Here is a 22,069-nt window from a genome sequence, read left to right on the forward strand (position 1 = left end):
TGTTCTTCGGTTTCGATGACCATCAGCGCGCCGGCCTCGCCGAAGACGAATCCGGTGCGGTCGCGGTCGAACGGGCGACAGGCCCCTACCGGGTCGTCGTTCTTGGTCGACATCACGATGCGCATCTGGGCGAACGCCGCTATCGCGACCGCCTCGATCCTGACCTCGACGCCACCGCAGATGGCGACGTCGGCCTCACCGAAGACGACGTTGCGCCAGGCCTGGGCCACCCCCTCGGAACCCGACGCGCACGCCGACACCGGCGTGATCACCCCGGCCCTGGCGTGCCGCTCCAGGCTCACCGCGACGGCCGCGCCGTCGGGCATGTACTTCGACACCGCCAGCGGCGAGACCCCCTTGATGCCACGGGCCCGCAGGTCGTCATAGCTGAACACGATCTGCTCGGCCGACCCCAGGCCGGTGCCGATGGAGACCATCAGCCGGTTGGGGTCGACCTCGGGAGAGCCGGCGTTCTCCCAGGCCCGCCGGCTCAGCACGGTCGACATCCGCTGCAGGTAGCCCATCCGGTGGCGTTCGGCGCGCGTCAGGCCGCCGTCGAATTCCTCCAGCAGGTGTCCGCCGATGCGCACCGGCAGGTCGAACTCCTCGACGAACGAATCCTCGAGTTTGCGGATACCGCTTTGGCTGTCCAGCAACAGCTTCCAGGTGCTCTCGGCGTCAGTAGCCAACGCGGTCGTCATGGCGACGCCAGTGACGACCACGTTCGGCAGCGTTTTCCCGGTAACCAGCTCCGTCATGACTCGCAAAACCTTTCACTTGATGAGAGCCGATGACGCTGGACGTCGAGCCCCACTCCCCACCAATTCGTCAAGTACGAACTTCCATTGTCCCAACATCAAAAACTTGGGGCAACGAGACACGGCGTAAGCCGGGATTCTTGACCGCAAAAGGCGCCATCAGCTGGTGGTTCTTCGTTTGACGGCCGCGTTGGCCCGGGCGGGATCCGCCCGCTATTGGGCGCGCACCGCCTGCGCCCGCGCCATCAGCCCGCCGCCGCCGGGCAGGGCGCCCACCACGGTGCGGGCCAGCCGGTCGCGGCCCCGGACGCCGTCTGTCCTGGCCCGTCCGGCGCGCAGATGCCGCCAGCCGAGCGCCGCCCAGGTCGCCGCGACGGCGGCGTCGGTGACCCCGCCGCGGGCGCGGCGGCGGTCGAGGACCGCCAGGCCGAGCGCGGTCGCCGAGTGCACGACGTCGACCCAGACCCCGGCCGCCAGCACCTCCGGGCCGGGGTTGACTCCCGACAGGGCCGCCTGGGTCAGATGGCGGGCGCCCAGGATCCGGGTGACGACGAGCGCCTTGCGGTCGACCTGCACCCCGTGGATGTGATCGAGCACCTCAGCGGGGGCGGCCAGCAGCACCGCACCCCATCCCGCCCGGATCAGTTCGATCGCGCGAATCTTCATCGGTCAACCCCCCAACTGCCGTGCGAACGGCCCCACCCGTTCGATGAACCGATCGAAGAACGCCGCCGCGTCGACGTCAATGCCGATCAGCGCGTTGGGTTCTCGACGATCCGACCAATCGGTCACCGTCATGGCGCGGGTCAGGGTCCCGGTCAGCTCGATGTCCACCGTCGCCGCACGCGTGCTGACCAGTTCGGGGTCCAGCGCGACGGCGGCGGCCAACGGATCGTGCATGTGTGCCTGATACCCGTGGCCGAGTTCGTGATAGGCCTCCAGGTAGAACCGCGCCGCGTCCTCGATCACCCGGATCAGCGGGTTGGACGCGCCCGACCGGGTGCCGGGCTCGTCGGCTTCGCTCAGCCGCGTCGTCATCGCCCCCGCGGCCGCGGCCAGCCGCGCGAGGTGATCCGGCGTCAACGCGACCTTGCGGGTCAGGTCGAGACCGCACAGGATCGGAAGCCGCTGTTGCCCAACGGTTTCGGGGCGCCACGCCGCCAGCACCTCGGCCGCCGCCTCGGGATCGACGCTGATGTTCCACTCGGCCACCGCCGTGGTGTTGCCCCGGTGGTCGTAGGACCCGCCCATGATCACCAGCCGGCGCAGCAGCGTCGGCAGCTCGGGTTCGGCGCGCAGCGCCAGCGCCAAGTTGGTCAAGGGGGCGGTCGCCACCCCGATGAGCTCACCGGGAAAGGCCCGCGCCGCGCGCACCCAGGCGCTCGCCGAGTCATAGTCGGTGAGCCGGCCCGAGCCCGGCGGCAGGTCGGCATAGCCCAATCCCCTGGGGCCGTGGACTTTTGACGGCAGCCGCATCGGGCCGGTCAGGGTCTGTGGCGAGCCCCTGGAAACCGGTATCCCGGTGCGTTGGCACAGCTGCAGCAGGCCGAGATTGTTTTCGCAAACCTGTTCCACCCCAACGTTTCCCCCGGTCGAGGCGATGCCGACCACTTCGGCGTCCGGGCTGGCGAACAGGTAGATCAGCGCCAGCGCATCGTCCACGCCGGTGTCGACGTCAACGAAAACGGGCGAGGTCATTGCTTCCAACATACCGGCGACTAGGCTGGCACAATGCCAACCACGTCGGAGCCCCCGGAGGGGACTGATTTAACGCCGCACTTCGACGATGTGCAGGCCCACTACGACCTGTCGGACGACTTCTTCCGGCTATTCCTCGATCCCACCCAGACGTACAGCTGCGCGTACTTCGAGCGCGACGACATGACGCTGGAAGAGGCCCAGATCGCCAAGATCGACCTCGCCCTCGGCAAACTCGGGTTGCAGCCGGGCATGACGTTGCTCGATGTGGGCTGCGGGTGGGGGGCCACCATGATGCGGGCGATGGAAAAGTACGACGTCAACGTCGTCGGCCTCACCCTGAGCCGCAACCAGGCCGACCACGTCGAACAGCTGATCGCGAAGTCCGAGAGCCCGCGGTCGGCCAGGATCCTGCTGCAGGGCTGGGAGCAGTTCGACGAGCCGGTCGACCGGATCGTCAGCATCGGCGCCTTCGAGCACTTCGGGCACGAACGCTACGACGCGTTCTTCACTCTGGCGCACGACCTGCTGCCCGACGACGGGATCATGCTGCTGCACACCATCACCGGGCTGCACCCGACGGAGATGGTCGAGCGCGGCATGCCGATCTCGTTCACGTTCGCCCGGTTCATCAAATTCATTGTCACCGAGATCTTCCCGGGCGGACGGCTGCCGTCGATCCCGATGGTGCAGGAGCGCGCCACCGCGAACGGCTTCACGGTGACTCGCGTGCAGTCGTTGCAGCCGCACTATGCCAAGACGCTCGACATCTGGGCCGCCGGGCTTGAGTCGCATAAGGACGAGGCCATCGCGCTGCAGTCCGAGGAGGTCTACGAGCGGTACATGAAGTACCTGACCGGTTGCGCCGACGCGTTCCGCGTCGGCTACATCGACGTCAACCAGTTCACGCTGCAGAAGTGACTACCAGTGCACGCCGGGCACCAGGCGGACCAGCCGCTTGACCGGACGCGGTGTGCGGATGCCGCGGGTGACGGCGCGCACCGGCCGGCTGGGCTTGCGCCGCGGGCCGCGCGCGGCGGGCGCCGGGGCCGGGTGGGCGGTCAGCCCGCGTGCCGCCGCCGAGTCGGGATAGCCCAGGTAGAGCTGGTGCAGGACCCGCCGCGACGTCCGCGGGGCGAAGTAGTTGCCGGCCTCGGCGAGCGTCCCCAGCGGGGTGTCGATGCGGGCCGGCTTTTCCACCAGCCCGCGCACCACCATCGCCGCCGCCCGCTCGGGGCTGATCGCCGGCACCGGGTTGAGCCGGTGCGACGGCACGATCATGGGCGTGCGCACCAACGGCATATGGATGTTGGTGAAGGTGATGCGGTCCGACAGCACCTCCGAACCCACCACGTCGGAGAACGCGTCCAGCGCCGCCTTGGACGGCAGGTACGAGCTGTACTTGGGATTGCGGGCCTGCACACCGGCGCTCGACACGTTGACGACGTGGCCGAATCGGCGCTCGCGCCAATGGGGTAGCAGCGCCAGCACCATCCGGACCGCGCCGAAGTAGTTGACCGCCATCACCCGCTCGTAGTCGTGTAGCCGGTCGGTCGAGTTGACCACCGAGCGGCGGATGGACCGGCCGGCGTTGTTCACCAGGTAGTCGACGTGGTCGAACCGACCCAGGATGTCCTTGACGGTGTGTTCCACCGACGCCGAATCGGTGACATCACACGTAAAGGCATGGGCGGCACCACCATTGGCGCGGATCTCGGCGACCAGCGAATCCAGCGCCGGGCCGTTGCGGGCCAGCGCGAACACGGTGGCGCCCCGCTCGGCGATCGCGATGGCCGCCGCCCGGCCGATGCCACTGGACGCCCCGGTGATGATGACGTGGCGACCCTGCAACGGTCCCCGCGGATCGTCGCGGCGCGCCCGATCCGGATCGAGGTGCTCCGCCCAGTACCGCCACAGCTTGGGCGCGTAGCCGGCGAACTCGGGAACAGTTATCCCGGTGTCCCGCAACGCATCTCGTGTCTTCTCGTTGACGAAGGTGGGCGCCAGGTCCACGACGTCGAGCACCTCGGCGGGGATGCCGAGCTGGGTGGCCGCCATGTTGCGCACCACCCGGGCGCGCCCGCGCACCTTGAGCACGGGGGCGGCCACCGCACGGGGCAGTGAACCGCGCAGCGGCGGCAGCCCGGCCGCCTTGGCCACGCCGCGGTAGATGCCACGCAGGCCGATGGTCTTCTCGGCGGTCAGGTGGAACGTCTGCTGATCGCGGCCGTCGGCGTGCATCAGCGCGACCAGCGCGTCGACGACGTAGTCCACTGGAACGATGTTGGTGCGGCCGGTGTCGGGCAGCAGGATCGGGGTCAGCTTGGGTAGGACCGCCAACTTGGCCAGCACGCCGAAGAAGTAGTACGGGCCGTCCACCTTGTCCATCTCGCCGGTGCGCGAATCGCCCACCACCACCGCGGGGCGGTAGATGCGATGACGCAGACCCGGCGCCGAGCGCACCAGCAGCTCGGCCTCGAACTTGGTCTGGTGATAGGGCGTCGGCAGCTGCTGGCCCACGTCGAAGTCGTCCTCGGTGTATTCGCCGGCGAAATCGCCCGCCACCGCGATCGACGACACGTGGTGCAACGTCGCGTCCAACCGCTGCGCCAGCGCGATCACCGCGCGGGTGCCCTCGACGTTGCTGGCCCGCTGTTCGGGTTCGCCGGCGGTGATGTCGTAGATCGCCGCACAGTGCACGACGTGATCGACCCGGCCCAGCTCGGCGAGCGCCTCGTCGCTCAGATCCAGTTCCGGCAGCGCACCGACCAGGGGTTTCACCCGTTCACCCCACGCCGCCGCGAGCCGCTCGAAACGGCCCAGCGACTGGCGTCGGACCAGCACCCACACCTGCGCCTCGGGCTCCGATTCCAGAAGGCGAGACACGACGCGGCGACCAATAAACCCGGTACCGCCGGTAACGACATACCGCATGAAGACATGGTGGCGGTGGCAGCCGCGCACGTCAACTGCCGATCTTGTGCGGTGGCGACTAGCTGTGGAAGTCGCGAATCCCGTCCCAGTCGACCAGCGTCCAGCCGGTCATCGGGTTCCCGCTGATCACCACCCGTCCCGTGTTCGGAATCGGGTGGCTGTCCATCAGGCTGTCCTTGGCGTTCTGGGCGTTCAGCAGCGTCCACACCATGATCGAGTTCCGGTGCGAGAACACCACCGGGTTGCGGTGCCCGCTGTTGTAGATCTTGTTGATCGCCGCGGTGAACTGGTCGTTGAACTCCTTGCCGCTGACCGAGCCGGGGATGCTGTCGGACACGTCGCCGTTGATCCAGTTCGCCGGCGCCAGCATGTACGTCGACTTGGCCATCGACTCGGGTTTGCCGTTGAACCAGCCGGCGTCGATCTCCTGGATGCCGGGTAGCACCTCCACCTGCTTGCCGAGCTCGGCGGCCAGCGGAGCGGCGGTCTGCTGCGTCCGGATCATGGTGGAGGCGTAGACGGCGTCGTAGTCCTTGCGGCCGAGTTGGTGCGCGACCTGTTCGGCCTGTCCCTTGCCCTCCGGGGTCAGGCCGGGGCCCGGCACCCCGGTGTCGATGACGCCGCTGGCGTTGGCCTCGGACTGGGCGTGCCGGATGAACGTCACCGTGATGGACCGCGCCTGCGGTGAGCCGCCGCAGCCGGCGACGATCATCGTGGCGGTGAGCGCGGCGAGCGCGACGCCGGCCTTGCGGATCATGCTGCGCTTGGGCATGTCGATAGCCTGCCCTGTCGACGGCTCCGCTGGGAAGGGTTTGCGTTGCTTTGTTACCGCGCGGCCCCGGGGAGAGGGCCTTGATCATGCCCTCGTTTCGCCGGATGCCAGAGTGGACCGAGGATCCCTACCCAACGATCAGGAGACTTCCATGGCGATTGATCCGAGTGCCGTCGGCGCGGTCACCGAACCCATGCAGTTCGAATGGACCGATCGGGACACGCTGCTCTACGCGCTCGGCGTCGGCGCCGGGGTCGACGACCTGGCATTCACCACCGAGAACAGCCACGACATCGACCAGCAGGTGCTGCCGACCTACGCGGTGATCTGCTGCCCGGCCTTCGGCGCGGCGGGCCTGGTCGGAAAGTTCAACTGGGCCATGCTGTTACACGGATCGCAGAGCATCCGGCTGCACGCGCCGCTGCCGTCCGCCGGAAAACTCTCGGTGGTGTCGGAGGTTGCCGACATCCAGGACAAGGGTGAGGGCAAGAACGCGATCCTGGTGCTGCGCGGCCGGGGTACCGAACCGGATTCCGGGAAGTTGATCGCCGAGACGCTCACCACCTTGGTCATCCGGGGCGAGGGCGGCTTCGGCGGCATGCCGGGTCAGCGACCGATCGCACCCGAATTCCCCGACCGCGAGCCGGACGCCCGGATCGCGCTGCCCACCCGCGAGGACCAGGCGCTGATCTACCGGCTCTCCGGGGACCGCAACCCGCTGCACAGCGACCCGTGGTTCGCGCGCGAGCTGGCCGGCTTCCCCAAGCCGATCCTGCACGGGCTGTGCACCTACGGGGTGTCGGGTCGCGCGCTGGTCGCCGAGCTCGGCGGCGGCGTCGCGGCCAACATCACCTCGATCGCCTCGCGCTTCACCTCGCCGGTGTTCCCCGGCGAGACGCTGACCACGCTGATCTGGCGCACCGAGCCGGGCAAGGCGGTGTTCCGCACCGAGGCCTCCGGAACCGACGGTGCCGACGCGCGGGTGGTGCTCGACGACGGCGCGGTGGAATACGCCGCGCCCTGATGGGGGCGACCGCCGCTAGCCGCTGAGCTGATCGGCCAGCCGGTCGGTGAACTCGGCGGCCCGCGCGGGACTGTCGAGCGCGAACAGCGCGGCGGTGGCGCGGTCGCCGTCGTCGCCGTGCCGCACCAGGATCGGCACGCCGTCCGCGCGCACCGCGTCGAACGCGTCCTCGTCGGTGATGTCGTCGCCGAGGTAGACCGGCGTGAGCGCACCGGAGCCGGCCCGGTGCAGGTGATCGATCACCCAGCGCAGCGTTTTGCCCTTGTCCCAGTCCAGGTCCGGGCGCAGCTCGATCACCTCGCGGCCGGTGGTGACCCGAAGCCCGTCGCGGCGGCCCGCGGCGCGCACCGCCGCCAGCACCTCGCCGACGCGGTCGCGGGCGGCGTTGCGGTAGTGCGCGGCGACCCCGAATCGCTTGTGCTCCACCACGACGCCGGCGATCCCGCCCAGCTCGTCGCGCAGCCGCCCGGCCGCCCCCTCGAGCACCGGGATGGCGGCGGCCCCGGCCTCGTTCTGGTGGTGGGTGCCGTCGGGGGCGGTCAGCTCGAAGCCGTGGCTGCCCGCATACCAGATGCCCGGCACGCCAACGCGTTTGGCCACGTCGGCCAGGTCGCGGCCGGACAGCACCGCGACCGGGCACCGCGCGGCCAGCTTCTCCAACGCCTCGGTGGCCCCGGCGACGGGCCGCGCCGCATCCGGGTCGTCGACGATGTCCGACAGCGTGCCGTCGAAGTCGAAGAACACGGCCGGGCGCCGGGAGGCCAGCCCATCGGCCAAGGCCCGCAACGCATCCGGCAGTTGCGACATCCGGCGGTCCCCGGTGCGCACGGTGACCTCGTCCAGGTCGGCGACCACCGCGTCGGCCCCGGCATCCTCCAGCGCGCCACCGGCGGCCGGGTCGAGGCCGATCACCAGCGCGAACCCGGCGGCGCGCGCGGCCTCGACGCCGGCGGCGTCCCCGGCGACCACCACGCAGCGGCCGGGGCGCACCCGCAGCCGGTCGGCCGTCCGCGCCGGGCCGTCGGCGCTAACCGCGGCGCCCACCCCGATTTCGCGCAGTTGCGCGGCCAACGACGAGCCGAGCGCGCCCTCGGCGTCGAACAGCACCGCGTCATGGCGGCGCGGGTCGATGACGGCCGGCCCCAACTTGCCCATGACCAACCTTCTCACGGTGGCCGGTGCCCCGGGGGCGGGGTCAGGGCCGGGTCAGTGCCGGGCGCGCCCCGGCGCCGACGGATGCGTCGGCGGTACCGGGCGGGCGACCCGGCGCGGGGAACGCTTGCGGGTGAACAGCAGCACGGAATCGTCGCCGAGGGCCACCAGGCGCGCCATGCCCAGCTCGATGCCGGCGGCCAGCTGCTTGACGTCGAACGCGTCGCCGTGTTCGGCGGTGATCCCGAAGACCAGTTCGTCGCCGTAGCTCAGCACCGCGACGCCGGTGTGCAGCGCCGTGGCGGTCGGGGGGATCGGCAGCAGCCGTTCCAGCGTCTGGCCCATCACCCGAAGCCGGCGGCGCGGCCCGGGCACGTTGGTGGCCAGCGTGACGATGGCCCGCTGCGGCACGCGGGAGAGCAGCTGTAAGACATTGCTGCGCAACACCTTCGGCAGCAAGCCGAGCACCGACTCCGCGATGCCCAGGGGCTGGACGGCCTGCTTGGCCTGCCACCGGGTGTGCACGGTCTGCAACCGCCGCACCGGGTCGTCGTGTTCGACCGGCAGGTGCGAGAGCATGGCCGAGCGGACCGGCAGCGGCACCAGGGCGCGCAGCGAGTCGGCCCGCGGTTGTTCGCCGCGGCCGATCAGCGCCGTGCGGAATCCTTCGGTGATGGCGGCCAGCGCGACGTCGTTGGCGCTCACCCCGAACTTGCGGCAGACGCTGTCGACGTCGGCGATCGGCACCCGCACGGTGCTGTAGCGCCGCAGCGTGCTCACCGCGTCGGTGCGCACGACCGGCCACAGCGCGTCGATCAGGGCGCCGGGCAGGTTGCCGGTGGCCAACGAGGCGCGCCACAGCGCGTCCGCCCAGCCCGGTTTGGCGGATGTGGATGGCGAAACCTGCTTGCCCGCGGCATTGTTGGCGAAGGTGTCGGCGTCGGCGTCGTCGCAGAGCCTGCTGATCAGCCGGGCGGCCGGGTTGCCGTCGAGCAGCCCGTGATGGGTTTTCATCAGGATCGCCCATCGGTTGCCCGTCAGGCCCTCGATGATCCAGCACTCCCACGGTGGCCGGTCGGAATCCAGCGGCCGTTCCAGCGCGTAGGCGATGGCCCGGGACAGCTCAGCCTCGTCGCCCGGGCGGGGAATCGCCACCCGGCGCAAGTGGTGGGCCAGGTCGAAGTCCGGGCAGTCGATCCACTCCTGATTGCGCGGCTGGGCCCGCAGCAGCTGAGTGCATCGCGCGATGGGCTGGATACGTTCCGCCAGAAGGCTTTTGAGCCGCTCGTAATCGGGCGCGGTGCCGTCGACGATGGCGACCGCCCCGACCGCCAGGCTGGCGTGCTGATCCGGATCGTGGGCCTGCAGGAATGCCGTGTCCAGTGTCTGCGCCATGCTGCCCCCGGCCGTGTCCGCTTTTTTGAACTTGTACCAGTATCTGTGGAGCTCGTGATCCGCGGTAGTGCCCGCAGCGTTAAGACCTTGTTTAGGAGTTGACGATCGGTTTAACAACGGTTGTACTGGGCCGCGGTTAAATCGAACACCAGTTCGATATACTCGCATCCGTGGGCTGGTTCAACGGGCCGCCGAGCTGGGCGGAAATGGAGCGGGTGCTCGACAGCAAGCCGCGCCATGCCGGGGAGTCGGCGGGCCCGGAATCCGACGGCCCGCTGTCGCGCCGGCGCGCGACGTATCGGCCGCCGGATGACGGCCGGGCGTCCCGCTCGTCCGTCGCCTATGCCGAACTGCATGCGCATTCGGCGTTCAGCTTCTTGGACGGGGCGAGCACGCCCGAGGAACTGGTCGAGGAGGCGGCCCGGCTGGACCTGCGCGCCCTGGCGCTCACCGATCACGACGGCCTGTACGGGGCGGTGCGGTTCGCCGAAGCGGCGGCCGAGCTCGACATGCGCACCGTGTTCGGCGCCGAACTGTCGCTGGGCCCGGGCGCGCGCACCGAGGTGCCGGACCCGCCCGGCCCGCACCTGCTGGTGCTGGCCCGCGGTACGGAGGGTTACCGGAGGTTGTCGCGGCAACTGGCCGCGGCGCACCTGGCCGGCGGCGAGAAGGGCAAGCCCCGTTACGATTTCGACGCGCTGACCGAGGCCGCCGGCGGACACTGGCACATCCTGACGGGCTGTCGCAAAGGCCATGTGCGCCAAGCGCTTTCCGAGGGGGGCCCATCCGCGGCCGAGCGGGCGCTGGCCGACCTGGTGGACCGCTTCGGTGCGCACCGGGTCAGCATCGAGCTCACCCATCACGGTCAACCGCTCGATGATGAACGCAACGCCGCGCTGGCCGCGCTGGCCCCACGCTTCGGGGTGGGCGTCGTCGCCACCACCGGCGCGCATTTCGCGGGCCCGTCACGGCGCCGGCTGGCCATGGCGATGGGCGCCATCCGGGCGCGGGAGTCCCTGGATTCGGCCGCCGGGTGGCTGGCCCCGCTGGGCGGTTCGCACCTGCGCTCCGGGGAGGAGATGGCCCGGCTGTTCGCGCAGGTGCCTTTTGGGGGCCCCGACGTGGTGACCGCGGCCGCCGAGCTGGGCGAGCAGTGCGCGTTCGGGCTGGCGCTCATCGCGCCGCAGCTGCCGCCGTTCGACGTGCCCGCCGGGCACACCGAGGACAGCTGGCTGCGGCAGCTGACCATGGCCGGGGCGCGCCGGCGCTATGGGTCGGCCGAGCAGGCGCCGCGCGCGTATGCCCAGATCGAGCACGAACTCAAAGTCATTGCCCACCTGACGTTTCCGGGTTACTTCCTGGTGGTGCACGACATCGCCCGGTTCTGCCGGGAGAACAACATCCTGTGCCAGGGGAGGGGATCGGCGGCCAACTCCGCGGTCTGTTACGCCCTCGGTGTCACCGCCGTCGACCCGGTGGCCAATGAGCTGCTGTTCGAGCGCTTCCTGTCGCCGGCCCGCGACGGGCCGCCCGACATCGACATGGACATCGAGTCCGACCAGCGCGAAAAGGTCATCCAGTACGTCTACGACAAATACGGCCGCGACTACGCCGCCCAGGTCGCCAACGTCATCACCTACCGGGGAAAGATCGCGGTGCGCGACATGGCCCGCGCCCTGGGCTTCTCGCAGGGCCAGCAGGACGCGTGGAGCAAGCAGATCAACCACTGGAACGGGCTCGCCGACGCACCCGATGTCGAGGGCATTCCCGAACCGGTGGTCGACCTGGCGAACCAGATCCGCAACCTGCCGCGGCACATGGGCATTCATTCCGGCGGCATGGTGATCTGCGACCGGCCGATCGCCGACGTGTGCCCGGTGGAGTGGGCGCGCATGGAGAACCGCAGCGTCCTGCAGTGGGACAAAGACGACTGTGCGGCAATCGGTTTGGTGAAGTTCGACCTGCTCGGGCTGGGGATGCTGTCGGCGCTGCACTATGCCATCGATCTGGTGGCCGAGCACAAGGGGATCGAGGTGGACCTGGCCCGCCTCGACCTCTCCGAGCCGGCGGTGTACGAGATGCTGGCCCGCGCCGATTCCGTCGGCGTGTTCCAGGTGGAGTCACGCGCGCAGATGGCCACCCTGCCGCGGCTGAAGCCGCGGGTGTTCTACGACCTGGTGGTGGAGGTCGCGCTGATCCGTCCCGGCCCCATCCAGGGCGGGTCGGTGCATCCCTACATCCGGCGGCGCAACGGGGAGGCGCCGGTGGTCTACGACCACCCGTCCATGGAGCCGGCGCTGCGAAAGACATTGGGAGTGCCGCTCTTTCAGGAACAGCTGATGCAGCTCGCGGTCGACTGCGCGGGTTTCTCGGCCGCCGAGGCCGATCAGCTGCGCCGCGCCATGGGGTCCAAGCGCTCGACCGAACGCATGCGACGGCTGCGCGGCCGGTTCTACGAGGGCATGCGCGCGCTGCACGGCGCCAGCGACGAGGTGATCGACCGCACCTACGAAAAGCTGGAGGCCTTCGCCAATTTCGGCTTCCCGGAAAGCCATGCGCTGAGCTTCGCGTCGCTGGTCTTCTACTCGTCGTGGTTCAAGCTGCACCACCCGGCGGCGTTCTGCGCGGCGCTGCTGCGCGCCCAGCCGATGGGGTTCTACTCGCCGCAGTCGCTGGTGGCCGACGCGCGCCGGCACGGCGTGACGGTGCACGGCGCGTGCGTCAACGCCAGCCTGGCGCACGCCACGCTGGAGAACGCCGGAACCGAGGTGCGGTTGGGGCTGGGCGCGGTCCGCCATATCGGTGACGACCTGGCCGAGCGGCTGGTCGAGGAGCGAAAAGCCAACGGCCCGTTCGCTTCCCTGCTGGACCTGACGGCACGGCTGCAGTTGAGCGTGCCGCAGACCGAGGCGCTGGCGACGGCCGGGGCTTTTGGTTGCTTCGGCATGTCCCGGCGCGAGGGGTTGTGGGCGGCCGGGGCGGCGGCCACCCAGCGGCCGGGCCGGTTGCCCGGGGTGGGATCGTCCTCGCACATCCCCGCGCTGCCCGGGATGAGCGAGCTGGAGCTGGCCGCCGCCGACGTGTGGGCCACCGGCGTCTCCCCGGACAGCTACCCGACGCAGTTCCTGCGGGCCGACCTGGACGCGATGGGGGTGGTGCCCGCCGAGAAGCTGGGCTCGGTGCCCGACGGCGACCGGGTGCTGATCGCCGGCGCGGTCACCCATCGGCAGCGGCCCGGCACGGCGCAGGGGGTCACGTTCATCAACCTCGAGGACGAGACCGGGATGGTCAACGTGCTCTGCGCCCCGTGGGTGTGGGCGCGGCATCGCAAGCTGGCGAACTCGGCGCCGGCGCTGCTGGTGCGCGGGCAGGTCCAGAACGCCAGCGGCGCGATCACCGTCGTCGCCGAGCGGCTGGGCCGCATCACCCTGGCGGTCGGCTCGAAATCCCGCGACTTTCGCTAGGAATCACCCTCGCCATCGCTTGGAATCGGCTGTAAATGACCCGTTGCGTGGAATCGGCAGTAACGATTCACCGTTGCTTTCAACATGAGATTCAAGGCTGCGGGCCATGGCGCCGCGATACTGAGTTGTGCTGCAGCGCTTGTCTTTTCTGCCCCGGTCGCCGGCGCCGACCCGCCCGGGCCGGCCGACCCGCACCAGCCGGACATCACGAAGGGCTTCTGCCCGGGCGATCGATGGGGTTACGGCAAGTTGGCCGTCTGTGATGGCGACAAGTATCCCGACGGGTCGTATTGGCACCAGTGGATGAAAACCTGGTTGACCGGACCTCAGTTCTATTACGACTGCGTCAGCGGCGACGAGCCTCTTCCGGCGCCGCCACCGCCCGGCGGCTGCGACGGGGCGATTCCGCGCGATGCGCCGCCCCCACCCACAAACTGACCTCTCAGGACGACGACTAACCGCCCGGCGTCGTCCAGACCCGGCTCGGGGTAATCGCCAGCCGGGTGCTGAATGCATCCATCGACATGCCCTCGTTCGACTCCAATTGCTCGGCAAGCTCACGGTATTTCGCCCAGTACGGTTCGTCGTTCCGGCAATTGACGTCGGTGGCATCGATGGTGGCCGTCCCGCCGATGACGATGATGCCGCCACCGCTTCCGTCCGAATCAAGGTTGAGGCTGACTTGGGGGTGCGCCTTGACGTGGGCGACCTTGGCGGCCTGCGGCAACGTGTACACCGTCAGCTTGGTGCCGTCGAAGTAGAACCAGACCAGCCGGGGAACCGGCTGACCCGATTTGGCGACGGTGGTCAGCCAGCCGAAGTTGTCTGACCGCAGCCTGTTGGAAACCTCTTGTGTCAGTTCGACGCTCATCAGCCGAATGTAACCTCCAAGCATGACCCTGAATCTGTCCGTCGACGAACTGCTCACCACCACCCGCTCGGTCCGCAAGCGTCTCGACTTCGACAAGCCGGTGGGCCGCGACGTGCTGACGGAATGCCTCGAACTGGCGCTGCAGGCGCCCACCGGTTCCAATTCGCAAGGCTGGCAATGGGTGTTCGTCGAGGACGCCGAGAAGAAGAAGGCGATCGCCGACGTCTACCTGGCCAACGCCCGCGGCTACCTCAGCGCCCCGGGGGCCGAATACCCCGAAGGCGACACGCGGGGCGAGCGGATGGGCGCGGTCCGCGATTCCGCGACCTACCTCGCCGAGCACATGCACGAGGCACCGGTCCTGCTGATCCCGTGCCTGGAGGGCCGCCCGGACAAGTCGCCGCTGGGCGGGGTGTCGTTCTGGGCGTCGCTGTTCCCGGCGGTCTGGAGCTTCTGCCTGGCGCTGCGCTCGCGGGGACTGGGGTCGTGCTGGACGACGCTGCACCTGCTGGGCGACGGCGAGCAACGGGTCGCCGACGTCCTGGGCATCCCGAACGACCGCTACAGCCAGGGCGGGCTGTTCCCGATCGCCTACACCAAGGGCACCGATTTCCGCCCGGCCAAGCGGCTGCCCGCCGACCAGGTCACGCACTGGGACGCGTGGTGACCAGCGGCCAGACTTCGACCACCCCGTGCGCGACCGCGCAGGGCGTCTGACTCACCCGCTCGATCGCCGCCTCGAGGTCATCGGCCTCGAACACCGCGAACCCCGCGATCGGCAGCTCTGAACTCATAAACGGCCCGGCCTCGACCCGCAGTCCGGCCCCGTCTGGGTTGCGCACGGCAACGGGTTCTCCGGCAATCCCGACAAGTGCGCCGGCCGCACGCAGTTCGTCGTCGCGCGTGTGCGCGGCACGCTTGCAGTCGTCGCTCGCCCGGCGGTAGCCGGCTTCGTCTCCGTAACCGATCGTGATGAAGGTAGCCATATCACTGCTGACTCGCGCGGGGCCCAGTACTCATCGGGCCCCGGCGTAGCCGTGTTGCCGCCAGGCTTCGTAGACGGCGATCGCCGCGGCGTTGGACAGGTTCAGCGAGCGCCGGCCCGCCAGCATCGGGATGCGCACCTGCCCGGTGATGTGCGGGTCGGCCAGCGTCGCGGCGTCCAGCCCGGTGGGTTCGGGACCGAACATCAACACGTCGCCGGCCCGGTAGCGCACGTCGGCGAACGAGGTGGGCGCGTGCGCGGTGAAGGCGAACACCCGCTGCGGTGACAGCACCGCCCAGGCATCCGCCAGTGACGCGTGCACCGTGACCGACGCCAGGTCGTGGTAGTCCAGCCCGGCCCGCCGCAGCTTGGGTTCGGACAGGTCGAACCCCATCGGCTCGACCAGATGCAATTCGCAGCCCGTCGCCGCCACCGTCCGGATGGCGTTGCCGGTATTGGGCGGGATCCGCGGCGCCAGAAACATCAGCTTGAACACAACGGGGATAATGGTCGCATGGTCGAGCAGAGCATCTGGATGCAGAAGGTCGCTGCCGATCCCGGCCATTCGCAGTGGTACATCGAGCGTTTCCGCGCGATGACCCGCGCCGGCGACGACCTGGCCGGCGAGGCCCGCTTCGTGGACGCGATGGCGCCGCGCGGCGCCCACATCCTGGACGCCGGCTGCGGGCCCGGACGGCTGGGCGGATATCTGGCCACGGTCGGCCACCGGGTGGTCGGTGTGGACGTCGACCCGGCGCTGATCGAGGCTGCCGAACAGGACTACCCCGGGCCGCGCTGGCTGGTCGGCGACCTGGCCGAGCTGGACCTGCCGTCGCGCGGCATCGCCGAACCGTTTGACGTCATCGTCTCCGCCGGCAACGTCATGGCGTTCCTGGCGCCCAGCACCCGCATCCAGGTGCTGAGCCGGCTGCGCGCCCACGTCGCCGACGACGGCCGCGCCGCGATCGGCTTCGGCGCCGGCCGCGACTACGAGTTCGACGTGTTCCTCAACGACGCGGTCGATGCGGGCTTCGCGCCCGATCTGCTGCTGTCCACCTGGGATATGCGGCCGTTGCGCGACGACTCCGATTTCCTGGTCGCGCTGCTTCGTCCCGCCTAGGGTTGCGCGCTCGGCGGTGTTTGCCAGGGGTGGCCGCGCGGGCGCGGCGCCACCTTGGAGGGACCTGTCTGCTCAGTAACGATTCTGGTGGCCCGCGCCGCGGGCTGTCATACTCGTCGGATTGCCACACCTACACGCACACGCCTATCTGGCGCGGGGCGGGCGAAATAAAGCAGGAAGTTTCATGAGCCTCTCGTTTCTTTCAGCGCTCAGCGTCAGCGCAGCGGCCGGTCGTGCGGCCGCGATGACATGACCATGTTCACCCGCCCGACCAACCCGGCCGAGGCGGAAGTCGCCCAGCCCGCGCCGGTGGGCGGGGCGGACGCGGCGCCGGCCAAGCGGCCGCCGTCCTGGTCGCTGACCAACTGGCCGGTCGGCTGGAAGGTGCTGGCGATCGTGCTGGTCCCGCTGACATTGGCGACGGTCTTCGGGGTGCTGCGCATCAATGCCGCCATGGCCAACGCGGCCGGCCTGCGGCTGGCCGCCACCCGCGCCGACGTCGTCCCGGTCATCACCAAATACATGTCCGCGCTCGACGTCGCGCTGCTGGCCGGCTCCACCGGGCGCGACGTCGACGGCGCCAAGAAGAACTACGAGGCGCGCAAGGGCGAACTGCAGTCCAGGCTGGACGACACCGACGTCAACTCCGACGTCCGTTCCGGGGTGACCAACCTGCTCGACGGCGGGCAGATGCTGGTCAACAAGGCGGCCGACCCCGCCCTCGGTTTGCGGGAGCGGGTCACCCTCTACGCGCCGATCCTGTTGACCGCCGAGGACGTCATCAACGCCTCGGTGCGCGTCGACGACGAGAAGATCCGCGCCCAGGCGCAGGGCCTGAGCCGGGCGGTGGGCGCCCGCGGCCAGATGACGATGCAGAAAATCCTGGTCACCCGCGGGGCCGAACTGCCCGAGCCGCAGCTGCGGACCTCGATGACCACGCTGGCGGGCACCGAACCCTCGACCCTGTTCGGGATGAGCGAGGTGCTGGGGGCCGGGTCGCCGGAGGCCAAGACCCTGCAACAGCAGATGGTGAGCCGGATGGCGATCATGTCCGATCCGGCCAGCGTGCTGGTCGACAACGCCGACCTGCTGCGTTCGATCCAGACCACCGACGACATCGCCGACCAGGTCATCAAGAACGCGACCGCGTCGGTGACCAAGTCGGTGCACGCCCAGGCCGCCGAGCGCCGCTCGGCCGCGATCACCGACACCGTCCTGGTGCTGGCCGCGATCGTGATCGCGTTGGCGGTCGTGTTGCTGGTCGCGCGGGCGCTGGTGCGGCCGCTGCGCATCCTGCGCGACGGCGCGCTCAAAGTCGCCCACACCGATCTCGAGGAGGAGATCGCCCGGTTGAAAGCCGGTGGGCCCGAACCGATTCCGACCCCGCTACCGGTCTACACCACCGAGGAGATCGGCCAGGTCGCGCACGCGGTCGACGAGCTGCACACCCAGGCCCTGCTGCTGGCCGGTGACGAGGCGCGGTTGCGGCTGCTGGTCAACGACATGTTCGAGACCATGTCGCGGCGCAGCCGCTCGCTGGTGGACCAGCAGCTGGCGCTCATCGACCGGCTGGAACGCAACGAGGACAACCCCGACCGCCTGGACAGCCTGTTCCGCCTCGACCATCTGGCGGCGCGGCTGCGCCGCAACAGCGCCAACTTGCTGGTGCTGGCCGGCGCGCAATTGGCCCGCGACCAGCGCGACCCGGTGCCGCTGGCCACGGTGATCAACGCCGCGGTCTCCGAGGTCGAGGATTACCGCCGCGTCGAAGTCGCTGGGCTGCCCGAGTGCTCGCTGATCGGCGCGGCCGCCGGCGGCGCCATCCACCTGTTCGCCGAGCTGATCGACAACGCGCTGCGCTACTCGCCGCCGACCAGCTCGGCGCGGATCTCGGCCTCGCGCGGCGGCTCGGATCCGCAAGGCGGCGTCGTGGTGCGGATCGCCGACTCCGGTCTGGGGATGAACGACACCGACCGGCGGATGGCCAACATGCGGCTGCAGGCCGGGGGCGACGTCAGCCCCGACAACGCCCGGCACATGGGTCTGTTCGTGGTCGGCCGGATCGCGGCCCGGCACGGCATCCGGGTCGGCCTGCGCGGCCCGGCGGCCAACGAGTCGGGCTCCGGCACCACCGCCGAGATCTACCTGCCGCCGACGGTGCTGGCCGGGTCGGCCGTCGCCGAGTCGGCCGCGCCGCGCCACATCCGGGCGGTCTCCTCGCCGAGCGCCAAGCTGGCCAGCGCGCCCGCCGACGACGCCGGGCGGCCCGACGGCTCCCTCGAGCCGGCGGCGCGCAGCGCCCCGGACGCGTCCGGGCCGTCGGTCACGTTGCTGCCGCGCCGCAACCCGGGTTCCAGCGGCATCACCGAAGTCCCCGCGCCGCCCGCCGAGCAGCTGCCCCGCCGCCAGCGCCGCGAGCTGGCGACCCCCTGGTGGGAGAGTGCCCCCAAGGCGGCGCCCGCGCCGGAGCCCAAGCCCACCCCCGAGCCCCAGCCCGCATCGGCGCCCCAGCCGACACCGGCGCCCGAACCCGCGCCGGCCCGGGCGGCGTCGGACACCTCGGCCTTCTTCGCGGCCCGGTCCCGGGAGGCCGACGGCCGCACGCAGCCCCGGCAGGACCAGCCGGCGCGGCCCGCCCCGGGCGCGTCCATCCCGTCGGCGCCGAAAACGTCGGCGACCCCGGCCGACGACGACGTCATCTACCGGCGGATGCTCTCGGAGATGCTGGGCGACCCGCACGACCTGGTCAACAGCCCCGACCTGGATTGGCAGTCGGTCTGGGACCGGGGCTGGACACTGGCGGCGGCGGCCGAGGACAAGCCCGTCGAAGCGCACACCACCGACCACGGCCTGCCGGTGCGCACCCCGGGCGCCCGGCTGGTGCCCGGCGGCGCCAACGGCGGCGCAGCGGGCGAACCGGCCGAGCCCGACCAGCAGCGCAGCGGCCTATCCCCGTCGCACCGGGAGCCCCAGCACGCGGCCGTCACCCGCGACCCCGAGGCGGTTCGCGCCTCGTTCAGTAACCATTTCGACGGCGTGCGCACCGGACGCTCGCACGCCCGCGACACCGATCAAGGATCCGACCAATAATGAGTTCCCCCGACAAATTCGACAGCGCGTCCCTGGACTGGCTGGTGACCAGGTTCGCCCGCGAGGTCCCCGGCGTCGCCCACGCGCTGCTGGTGTCCGTCGACGGGCTGCCCATCGCCGCCAGCGAGCACCTGCCGCGGGAACGCGCCGACCAGCTGGCCGCGGTGGCCTCCGGGCTGGCCAGCCTCGCCACCGGTGCCGCGCAGCTGTTCGACGGCGGCCAGGTGCTGCAGTCGGTGGTCGAGATGCAGAACGGCTACCTGTTGCTGATGCGGGTCGGGGACGGGTCGCACCTGGCGACGCTGGCCGTGACGTCGTGTGACATCGGTCAGATCGGCTATGAGATGGCCGTCCTCGTCGAACGGGTGGGCGGCGTGGTGCAGTCGACCCGCCGGTCCAGCGTCTCGTGACCCGCGATGGACACCCCCGAGACCTGGCCGGCGCACCGTAAGGGGAACCTGGTCCGCCCGTACACCCTGACGTCCGGACGGACCGACACCAACGTCGACCTTCCCCTCGAAGCGCCGATTCAGGCGCTGCAGGCCGGGCTGGCGCACCGGTGGCCGCCCAACGACGCGAGAGGCAGAATCATCCAACTGTGCGTCGAGCACCCGTCGGTCGCCGAAATCTCGGCCCGCCTGGACCTTCCGCTCGGCGTCGCGCGCGTCCTGGTCGGAGATCTGGTGCTGTCCGGCTACCTTCGGGTGCACAAGACGTTGTCCGAGCGCTCGAGCAGGGATGAGCGCTCCGAACTCATAGGAAGGACACTGCGTGGCTTACGCGCACTCTGAGGTGCAGCCCGACTCCGGCGCCCACGCGTCGACGAAGATCGTGATCGCCGGCGGGTTCGGGGCCGGCAAGACCACCTTCGTCGGGGCGGTGTCGGAGATCATGCCGCTGCGCACCGAGGCGATGCTCACCGACGCCTCGGCCGGTGTCGACGCGCTGGAGGCCACCCCGGACAAGCGGACCACCACCGTCGCGATGGATTTCGGGCGGATCACCCTGGCCGAAGACCTGGTGCTCTACCTGTTCGGCACGCCGGGGCAGCGCCGCTTCTGGTTCATGTGGGACGACCTGGTGCGCGGCGCGATCGGCGCGGTCGTGCTGGTCGACTGCCGGCGCCTGCAGGACAGCTTCGCCGCCGTCGACTTCTTCGAGCACCGCAACCTGCCGTTTCTGGTCGCGGTCAACGAGTTCGACGGCGCTCCCCGCTACCCGGTCGCCGAGGTGCGCGAGGCGCTGACCCTGCCGCCGCATATCCCGGTGATCACCGTCGACGCCAGGGATCGCCGGTCGGCGACCGACGCCCTGATCGCGGTCAGCGAATACGCCCTGGCCAGCCTGTCGGCCAATTGACCGCCCCGTGGGTCGACCGAGAATTCGAGGGCCACGACTTCACTGACGACGACCTCAGCCGGTTGCGGACCGAGCGGGTGGTGTTCACCGAGTGCAACTTCAGCGGTGCCAACCTGGCCGAGTCGCAGCACCGCGGCTCGGCGTTTCGCAACTGCACGTTCCGCCGGACGTCGTTGTGGCACAGCACCTTTTCCCAGTGTTCGATGCTCGGGTCGGTGTTCGTCGAGTGCCGGCTGCGGCCGATCACGTTCGACGAGGTGGACTTCACGCTGGCCGTGCTCGGCGGCATCGACCTGCGCGGCGTCGACCTGAGCGGCTGCCGGCTGCGCGAGGCCGGCCTGGTGGAGGCCGACCTGCGCAAGGCGGTGCTGCGCGGCGCGGACCTGCGGGGCGCGCGCACCGCCGGCGCCCGGTTGGACGACGCCGACCTGCGCGGCGCGGCCGTGGATCCCGCCTTGTGGACGACGGCCGCGCTGGCCGGCGCCCGCGTCGACGTGGATCAGGCCGTGGCCTTCGCGCTCGCCCACGGGCTGCGGCTGGACGCGGGGCTCGACGGCTGAGCTATCAGCGTCTGATCGCTCAGCGGGTGAGCCGGATGCGCCACCGCACCAGCGCGGCGTAGCCGACCGTGAGCACCGCGAGCATGGCCATGTCGAACAGCCAGGCCGCCGGCGTGTGCTGGAAGTGGCTGTCCCGCGGGCTCTGCGGGCCGGGCGACACCGTCCACAGGTCGACCGTCGACCCCTGCGCCGCGTACCCCCACCGCGAGGGCACCAGCCAGGACAGCTGATCGAGGAAGATCCGGTGGGTGACCGGCACCATGCCGCCGGAGAGCACCATCTGCATCATCAGCGACACCACCAGCAGCGGCATGATCTGCTCATGGGACCGCGCCAGCGCCGAGAGCAGCAGGCCCAGCATGGCCGACGCCACGCACGTCGCCGCGACCCCGGCGAACAGCTCGAGCGTGGCCGCGAAACTGGAATGCCCCAGCAGCACCGCCGGCCGCGTCGGCGGGCCCTTGCCCAGCACCACGATCGCCGTGGCGATGGCCGCCTGGATGACCGCGAACGTGCAGAACACCGCGACCTTGGCCAGCAGGTACGCCGTGCTGGACAGGCCGACCGCCTGTTCGCGCCGGAAGATCGGCCGCTCGCCGATCAGGTCGCGGATGGTCAGCGCGGTGCCCATGAACGCCGCCGCCATGGTGAGCAGGGTCAGGATCATCCCCGCCTCGCCGGCCGACTCGCTGACCGGATCGGCGTAGCCGAACCCGACGCTGCCGGGGACCGTCAACGACAGCGCGCCCATCACGAACGGCAGCACCGCCAGGAAGGCGAAGTAGGCCCGGTCGGCGACCACCAGCCGGACCTGGCGGCGGGCGATCGTGGAGAACTGGTGGGGCTTGCTGGTGTGCGCCGGGGTGCCCAGTTCGGCCGGCGCCTCG

22 protein-coding genes are annotated in these 22,069 nt (G+C 70.3%); 11 read left to right on the top strand and 11 right to left on the bottom strand.

What is annotated here, in order from left to right:
• The 3 genes from A5659_RS18380 to A5659_RS18390 all read right to left on the bottom strand — a co-directional run.
• The coding region (locus A5659_RS18380) for a beta-ketoacyl synthase N-terminal-like domain-containing protein (protein WP_304441597.1) at nucleotides 1–758 on the bottom strand (758 nt) is incomplete at its 3' end.
• A gap of 213 nt (nucleotides 759–971) precedes the next feature.
• A complete protein-coding gene (locus A5659_RS18385; protein WP_066872135.1) occupies nucleotides 972–1,424 on the bottom strand; it encodes a hypothetical protein in 453 nt (150 codons plus the stop codon).
• Nucleotides 1,425–1,427: 3 nt separating this feature from the next.
• Nucleotides 1,428–2,456 carry a nucleoside hydrolase gene (locus A5659_RS18390; protein WP_067183250.1) on the bottom strand — a complete coding sequence of 343 codons (1,029 nt, stop codon included), beginning with the start codon at nucleotides 2,454–2,456 and terminating at the stop codon, nucleotides 1,428–1,430.
• 33 nt (nucleotides 2,457–2,489) lie between these two features.
• Between A5659_RS18390 and cmaA1 the strand changes: the two genes are divergently transcribed.
• Nucleotides 2,490–3,377, top strand: coding sequence for a cyclopropane mycolic acid synthase CmaA1 (gene cmaA1, locus A5659_RS18395; protein ID WP_066872141.1), 888 nt, complete (start codon nucleotides 2,490–2,492; stop codon nucleotides 3,375–3,377).
• Here cmaA1 and A5659_RS18400 read toward each other — a convergent pair whose 3' ends face one another.
• A complete protein-coding gene (locus tag A5659_RS18400; RefSeq protein ID WP_067183253.1) occupies nucleotides 3,378–5,390 on the bottom strand; it encodes an SDR family oxidoreductase in 2,013 nt (670 codons plus the stop codon). It abuts the gene before it with no gap.
• A gap of 58 nt (nucleotides 5,391–5,448) precedes the next feature.
• Entirely contained in the window at nucleotides 5,449–6,162 is a 714-nt protein-coding gene (locus A5659_RS18405) for a histidine phosphatase family protein (protein ID WP_066872147.1), read from the bottom strand.
• Between the two features lie 151 nt (nucleotides 6,163–6,313).
• Between A5659_RS18405 and A5659_RS18410 the strand changes: the two genes are divergently transcribed.
• Nucleotides 6,314–7,186 carry a MaoC/PaaZ C-terminal domain-containing protein gene (locus A5659_RS18410; RefSeq protein WP_067183256.1) on the top strand — a complete coding sequence of 291 codons (873 nt, stop codon included), beginning with the start codon at nucleotides 6,314–6,316 and terminating at the stop codon, nucleotides 7,184–7,186.
• Nucleotides 7,187–7,201: 15 nt separating this feature from the next.
• Here A5659_RS18410 and otsB read toward each other — a convergent pair whose 3' ends face one another.
• Both otsB and A5659_RS18420 read right to left on the bottom strand, forming a co-directional pair.
• Nucleotides 7,202–8,341 carry a trehalose-phosphatase gene (gene otsB / locus A5659_RS18415; RefSeq protein WP_067183260.1) on the bottom strand — a complete coding sequence of 380 codons (1,140 nt, stop codon included), beginning with the start codon at nucleotides 8,339–8,341 and terminating at the stop codon, nucleotides 7,202–7,204.
• 51 nt (nucleotides 8,342–8,392) lie between these two features.
• A complete protein-coding gene (locus A5659_RS18420) occupies nucleotides 8,393–9,733 on the bottom strand; it encodes a wax ester/triacylglycerol synthase domain-containing protein (RefSeq protein WP_067183263.1) in 1,341 nt (446 codons plus the stop codon).
• 170 nt (nucleotides 9,734–9,903) lie between these two features.
• Between A5659_RS18420 and A5659_RS18425 the strand changes: the two genes are divergently transcribed.
• Together A5659_RS18425 and A5659_RS18430 are read left to right on the top strand one after the other, a co-directional pair.
• Entirely contained in the window at nucleotides 9,904–13,197 is a 3,294-nt protein-coding gene (locus tag A5659_RS18425) for an error-prone DNA polymerase (RefSeq protein ID WP_067141035.1), read from the top strand.
• Nucleotides 13,198–13,281: 84 nt separating this feature from the next.
• The gene (locus A5659_RS18430) at nucleotides 13,282–13,635 is read left to right on the top strand and encodes a hypothetical protein (RefSeq protein WP_066872160.1); all 354 of its coding nucleotides are present in this window, start codon (nucleotides 13,282–13,284) and stop codon (nucleotides 13,633–13,635) included.
• Nucleotides 13,636–13,651: 16 nt separating this feature from the next.
• Here A5659_RS18430 and A5659_RS18435 read toward each other — a convergent pair whose 3' ends face one another.
• Nucleotides 13,652–14,068: a TIGR03667 family PPOX class F420-dependent oxidoreductase gene (locus tag A5659_RS18435; RefSeq protein ID WP_066872193.1), complete on the bottom strand. Its 417-nt coding sequence runs from the start codon at nucleotides 14,066–14,068 to the stop codon at nucleotides 13,652–13,654.
• Between the two features lie 22 nt (nucleotides 14,069–14,090).
• Between A5659_RS18435 and A5659_RS18440 the strand changes: the two genes are divergently transcribed.
• Nucleotides 14,091–14,735, top strand: coding sequence for a nitroreductase family protein (locus A5659_RS18440; RefSeq protein WP_066881803.1), 645 nt, complete (start codon nucleotides 14,091–14,093; stop codon nucleotides 14,733–14,735).
• Here the strand turns inward: A5659_RS18440 and A5659_RS18445 are convergent.
• Both A5659_RS18445 and A5659_RS18450 read right to left on the bottom strand, forming a co-directional pair.
• Nucleotides 14,713–15,054, bottom strand: a complete 342-nt coding sequence (locus A5659_RS18445; protein WP_067024686.1) for a YciI family protein — start codon at nucleotides 15,052–15,054, stop codon at nucleotides 14,713–14,715. The two genes, A5659_RS18440 and A5659_RS18445, sit on opposite strands and share 23 nt — an antisense overlap.
• 30 nt (nucleotides 15,055–15,084) lie before the next feature.
• A complete protein-coding gene (locus A5659_RS18450) occupies nucleotides 15,085–15,549 on the bottom strand; it encodes a tRNA (cytidine(34)-2'-O)-methyltransferase (RefSeq protein WP_067183266.1) in 465 nt (154 codons plus the stop codon).
• A gap of 18 nt (nucleotides 15,550–15,567) precedes the next feature.
• On the opposite strand from A5659_RS18450, the gene A5659_RS18455 reads away from it, so the two are divergent.
• From A5659_RS18455 to A5659_RS18480, 6 genes are all read left to right on the top strand, one after another.
• A complete protein-coding gene (locus A5659_RS18455; protein ID WP_067018934.1) occupies nucleotides 15,568–16,173 on the top strand; it encodes a bifunctional 2-polyprenyl-6-hydroxyphenol methylase/3-demethylubiquinol 3-O-methyltransferase UbiG in 606 nt (201 codons plus the stop codon).
• 249 nt (nucleotides 16,174–16,422) lie between these two features.
• A complete protein-coding gene (locus tag A5659_RS18460; RefSeq protein ID WP_067183270.1) occupies nucleotides 16,423–19,263 on the top strand; it encodes an ATP-binding protein in 2,841 nt (946 codons plus the stop codon).
• Entirely contained in the window at nucleotides 19,263–19,673 is a 411-nt protein-coding gene (locus tag A5659_RS18465; protein WP_067183273.1) for a serine protease inhibitor, read from the top strand. The genes A5659_RS18460 and A5659_RS18465 overlap by 1 nt, the downstream gene beginning before the upstream one ends.
• Nucleotides 19,674–19,679: 6 nt before the next feature.
• Nucleotides 19,680–20,054, top strand: a complete 375-nt coding sequence (locus A5659_RS18470; RefSeq protein WP_066872185.1) for a DUF742 domain-containing protein — start codon at nucleotides 19,680–19,682, stop codon at nucleotides 20,052–20,054.
• The gene (locus tag A5659_RS18475; protein WP_066872187.1) at nucleotides 20,035–20,622 is read left to right on the top strand and encodes an ATP/GTP-binding protein; all 588 of its coding nucleotides are present in this window, start codon (nucleotides 20,035–20,037) and stop codon (nucleotides 20,620–20,622) included. The genes A5659_RS18470 and A5659_RS18475 overlap by 20 nt, the downstream gene beginning before the upstream one ends.
• The gene (locus tag A5659_RS18480) at nucleotides 20,619–21,182 is read left to right on the top strand and encodes a pentapeptide repeat-containing protein (RefSeq protein ID WP_067183278.1); all 564 of its coding nucleotides are present in this window, start codon (nucleotides 20,619–20,621) and stop codon (nucleotides 21,180–21,182) included. The genes A5659_RS18475 and A5659_RS18480 overlap by 4 nt, the downstream gene beginning before the upstream one ends.
• Nucleotides 21,183–21,201: 19 nt before the next feature.
• Here the strand turns inward: A5659_RS18480 and A5659_RS18485 are convergent.
• A partial coding sequence (locus tag A5659_RS18485) for an ABC transporter permease (protein ID WP_156749268.1) occupies nucleotides 21,202–22,069 on the bottom strand: 868 nt, incomplete at its 5' end.

Origin of the sequence: Mycobacterium sp. 1165196.3 (genome assembly GCF_001673415.1) — a bacterium.
Classification (GTDB): Bacteria; Actinomycetota; Actinomycetes; order Mycobacteriales; family Mycobacteriaceae; genus Mycobacterium; species Mycobacterium europaeum_A.

Coding starts and splice junctions, on each gene's coding strand:
- A5659_RS18385 (WP_066872135.1), bottom strand. CDS start 1,424: ATGAAGATTCGCGCGATCGAACTGATCCGGGCGGGATGGGGTGCGGTG.
- A5659_RS18390 (WP_067183250.1), bottom strand. CDS start 2,456: ATGACCTCGCCCGTTTTCGTTGACGTCGACACCGGCGTGGACGATGCG.
- cmaA1 (WP_066872141.1), top strand. CDS start 2,490: ATGCCAACCACGTCGGAGCCCCCGGAGGGGACTGATTTAACGCCGCAC.
- A5659_RS18400 (WP_067183253.1), bottom strand. CDS start 5,390: ATGCGGTATGTCGTTACCGGCGGTACCGGGTTTATTGGTCGCCGCGTC.
- A5659_RS18405 (WP_066872147.1), bottom strand. CDS start 6,162: ATGCCCAAGCGCAGCATGATCCGCAAGGCCGGCGTCGCGCTCGCCGCG.
- A5659_RS18410 (WP_067183256.1), top strand. CDS start 6,314: ATGGCGATTGATCCGAGTGCCGTCGGCGCGGTCACCGAACCCATGCAG.
- otsB (WP_067183260.1), bottom strand. CDS start 8,341: ATGGGCAAGTTGGGGCCGGCCGTCATCGACCCGCGCCGCCATGACGCG.
- A5659_RS18420 (WP_067183263.1), bottom strand. CDS start 9,733: ATGGCGCAGACACTGGACACGGCATTCCTGCAGGCCCACGATCCGGAT.
- A5659_RS18430 (WP_066872160.1), top strand. CDS start 13,282: ATGAGATTCAAGGCTGCGGGCCATGGCGCCGCGATACTGAGTTGTGCT.
- A5659_RS18435 (WP_066872193.1), bottom strand. CDS start 14,068: ATGAGCGTCGAACTGACACAAGAGGTTTCCAACAGGCTGCGGTCAGAC.
- A5659_RS18440 (WP_066881803.1), top strand. CDS start 14,091: ATGACCCTGAATCTGTCCGTCGACGAACTGCTCACCACCACCCGCTCG.
- A5659_RS18445 (WP_067024686.1), bottom strand. CDS start 15,054: ATGGCTACCTTCATCACGATCGGTTACGGAGACGAAGCCGGCTACCGC.
- A5659_RS18455 (WP_067018934.1), top strand. CDS start 15,568: ATGGTCGAGCAGAGCATCTGGATGCAGAAGGTCGCTGCCGATCCCGGC.
- A5659_RS18460 (WP_067183270.1), top strand. CDS start 16,423: ATGACCATGTTCACCCGCCCGACCAACCCGGCCGAGGCGGAAGTCGCC.
- A5659_RS18465 (WP_067183273.1), top strand. CDS start 19,263: ATGAGTTCCCCCGACAAATTCGACAGCGCGTCCCTGGACTGGCTGGTG.
- A5659_RS18470 (WP_066872185.1), top strand. CDS start 19,680: ATGGACACCCCCGAGACCTGGCCGGCGCACCGTAAGGGGAACCTGGTC.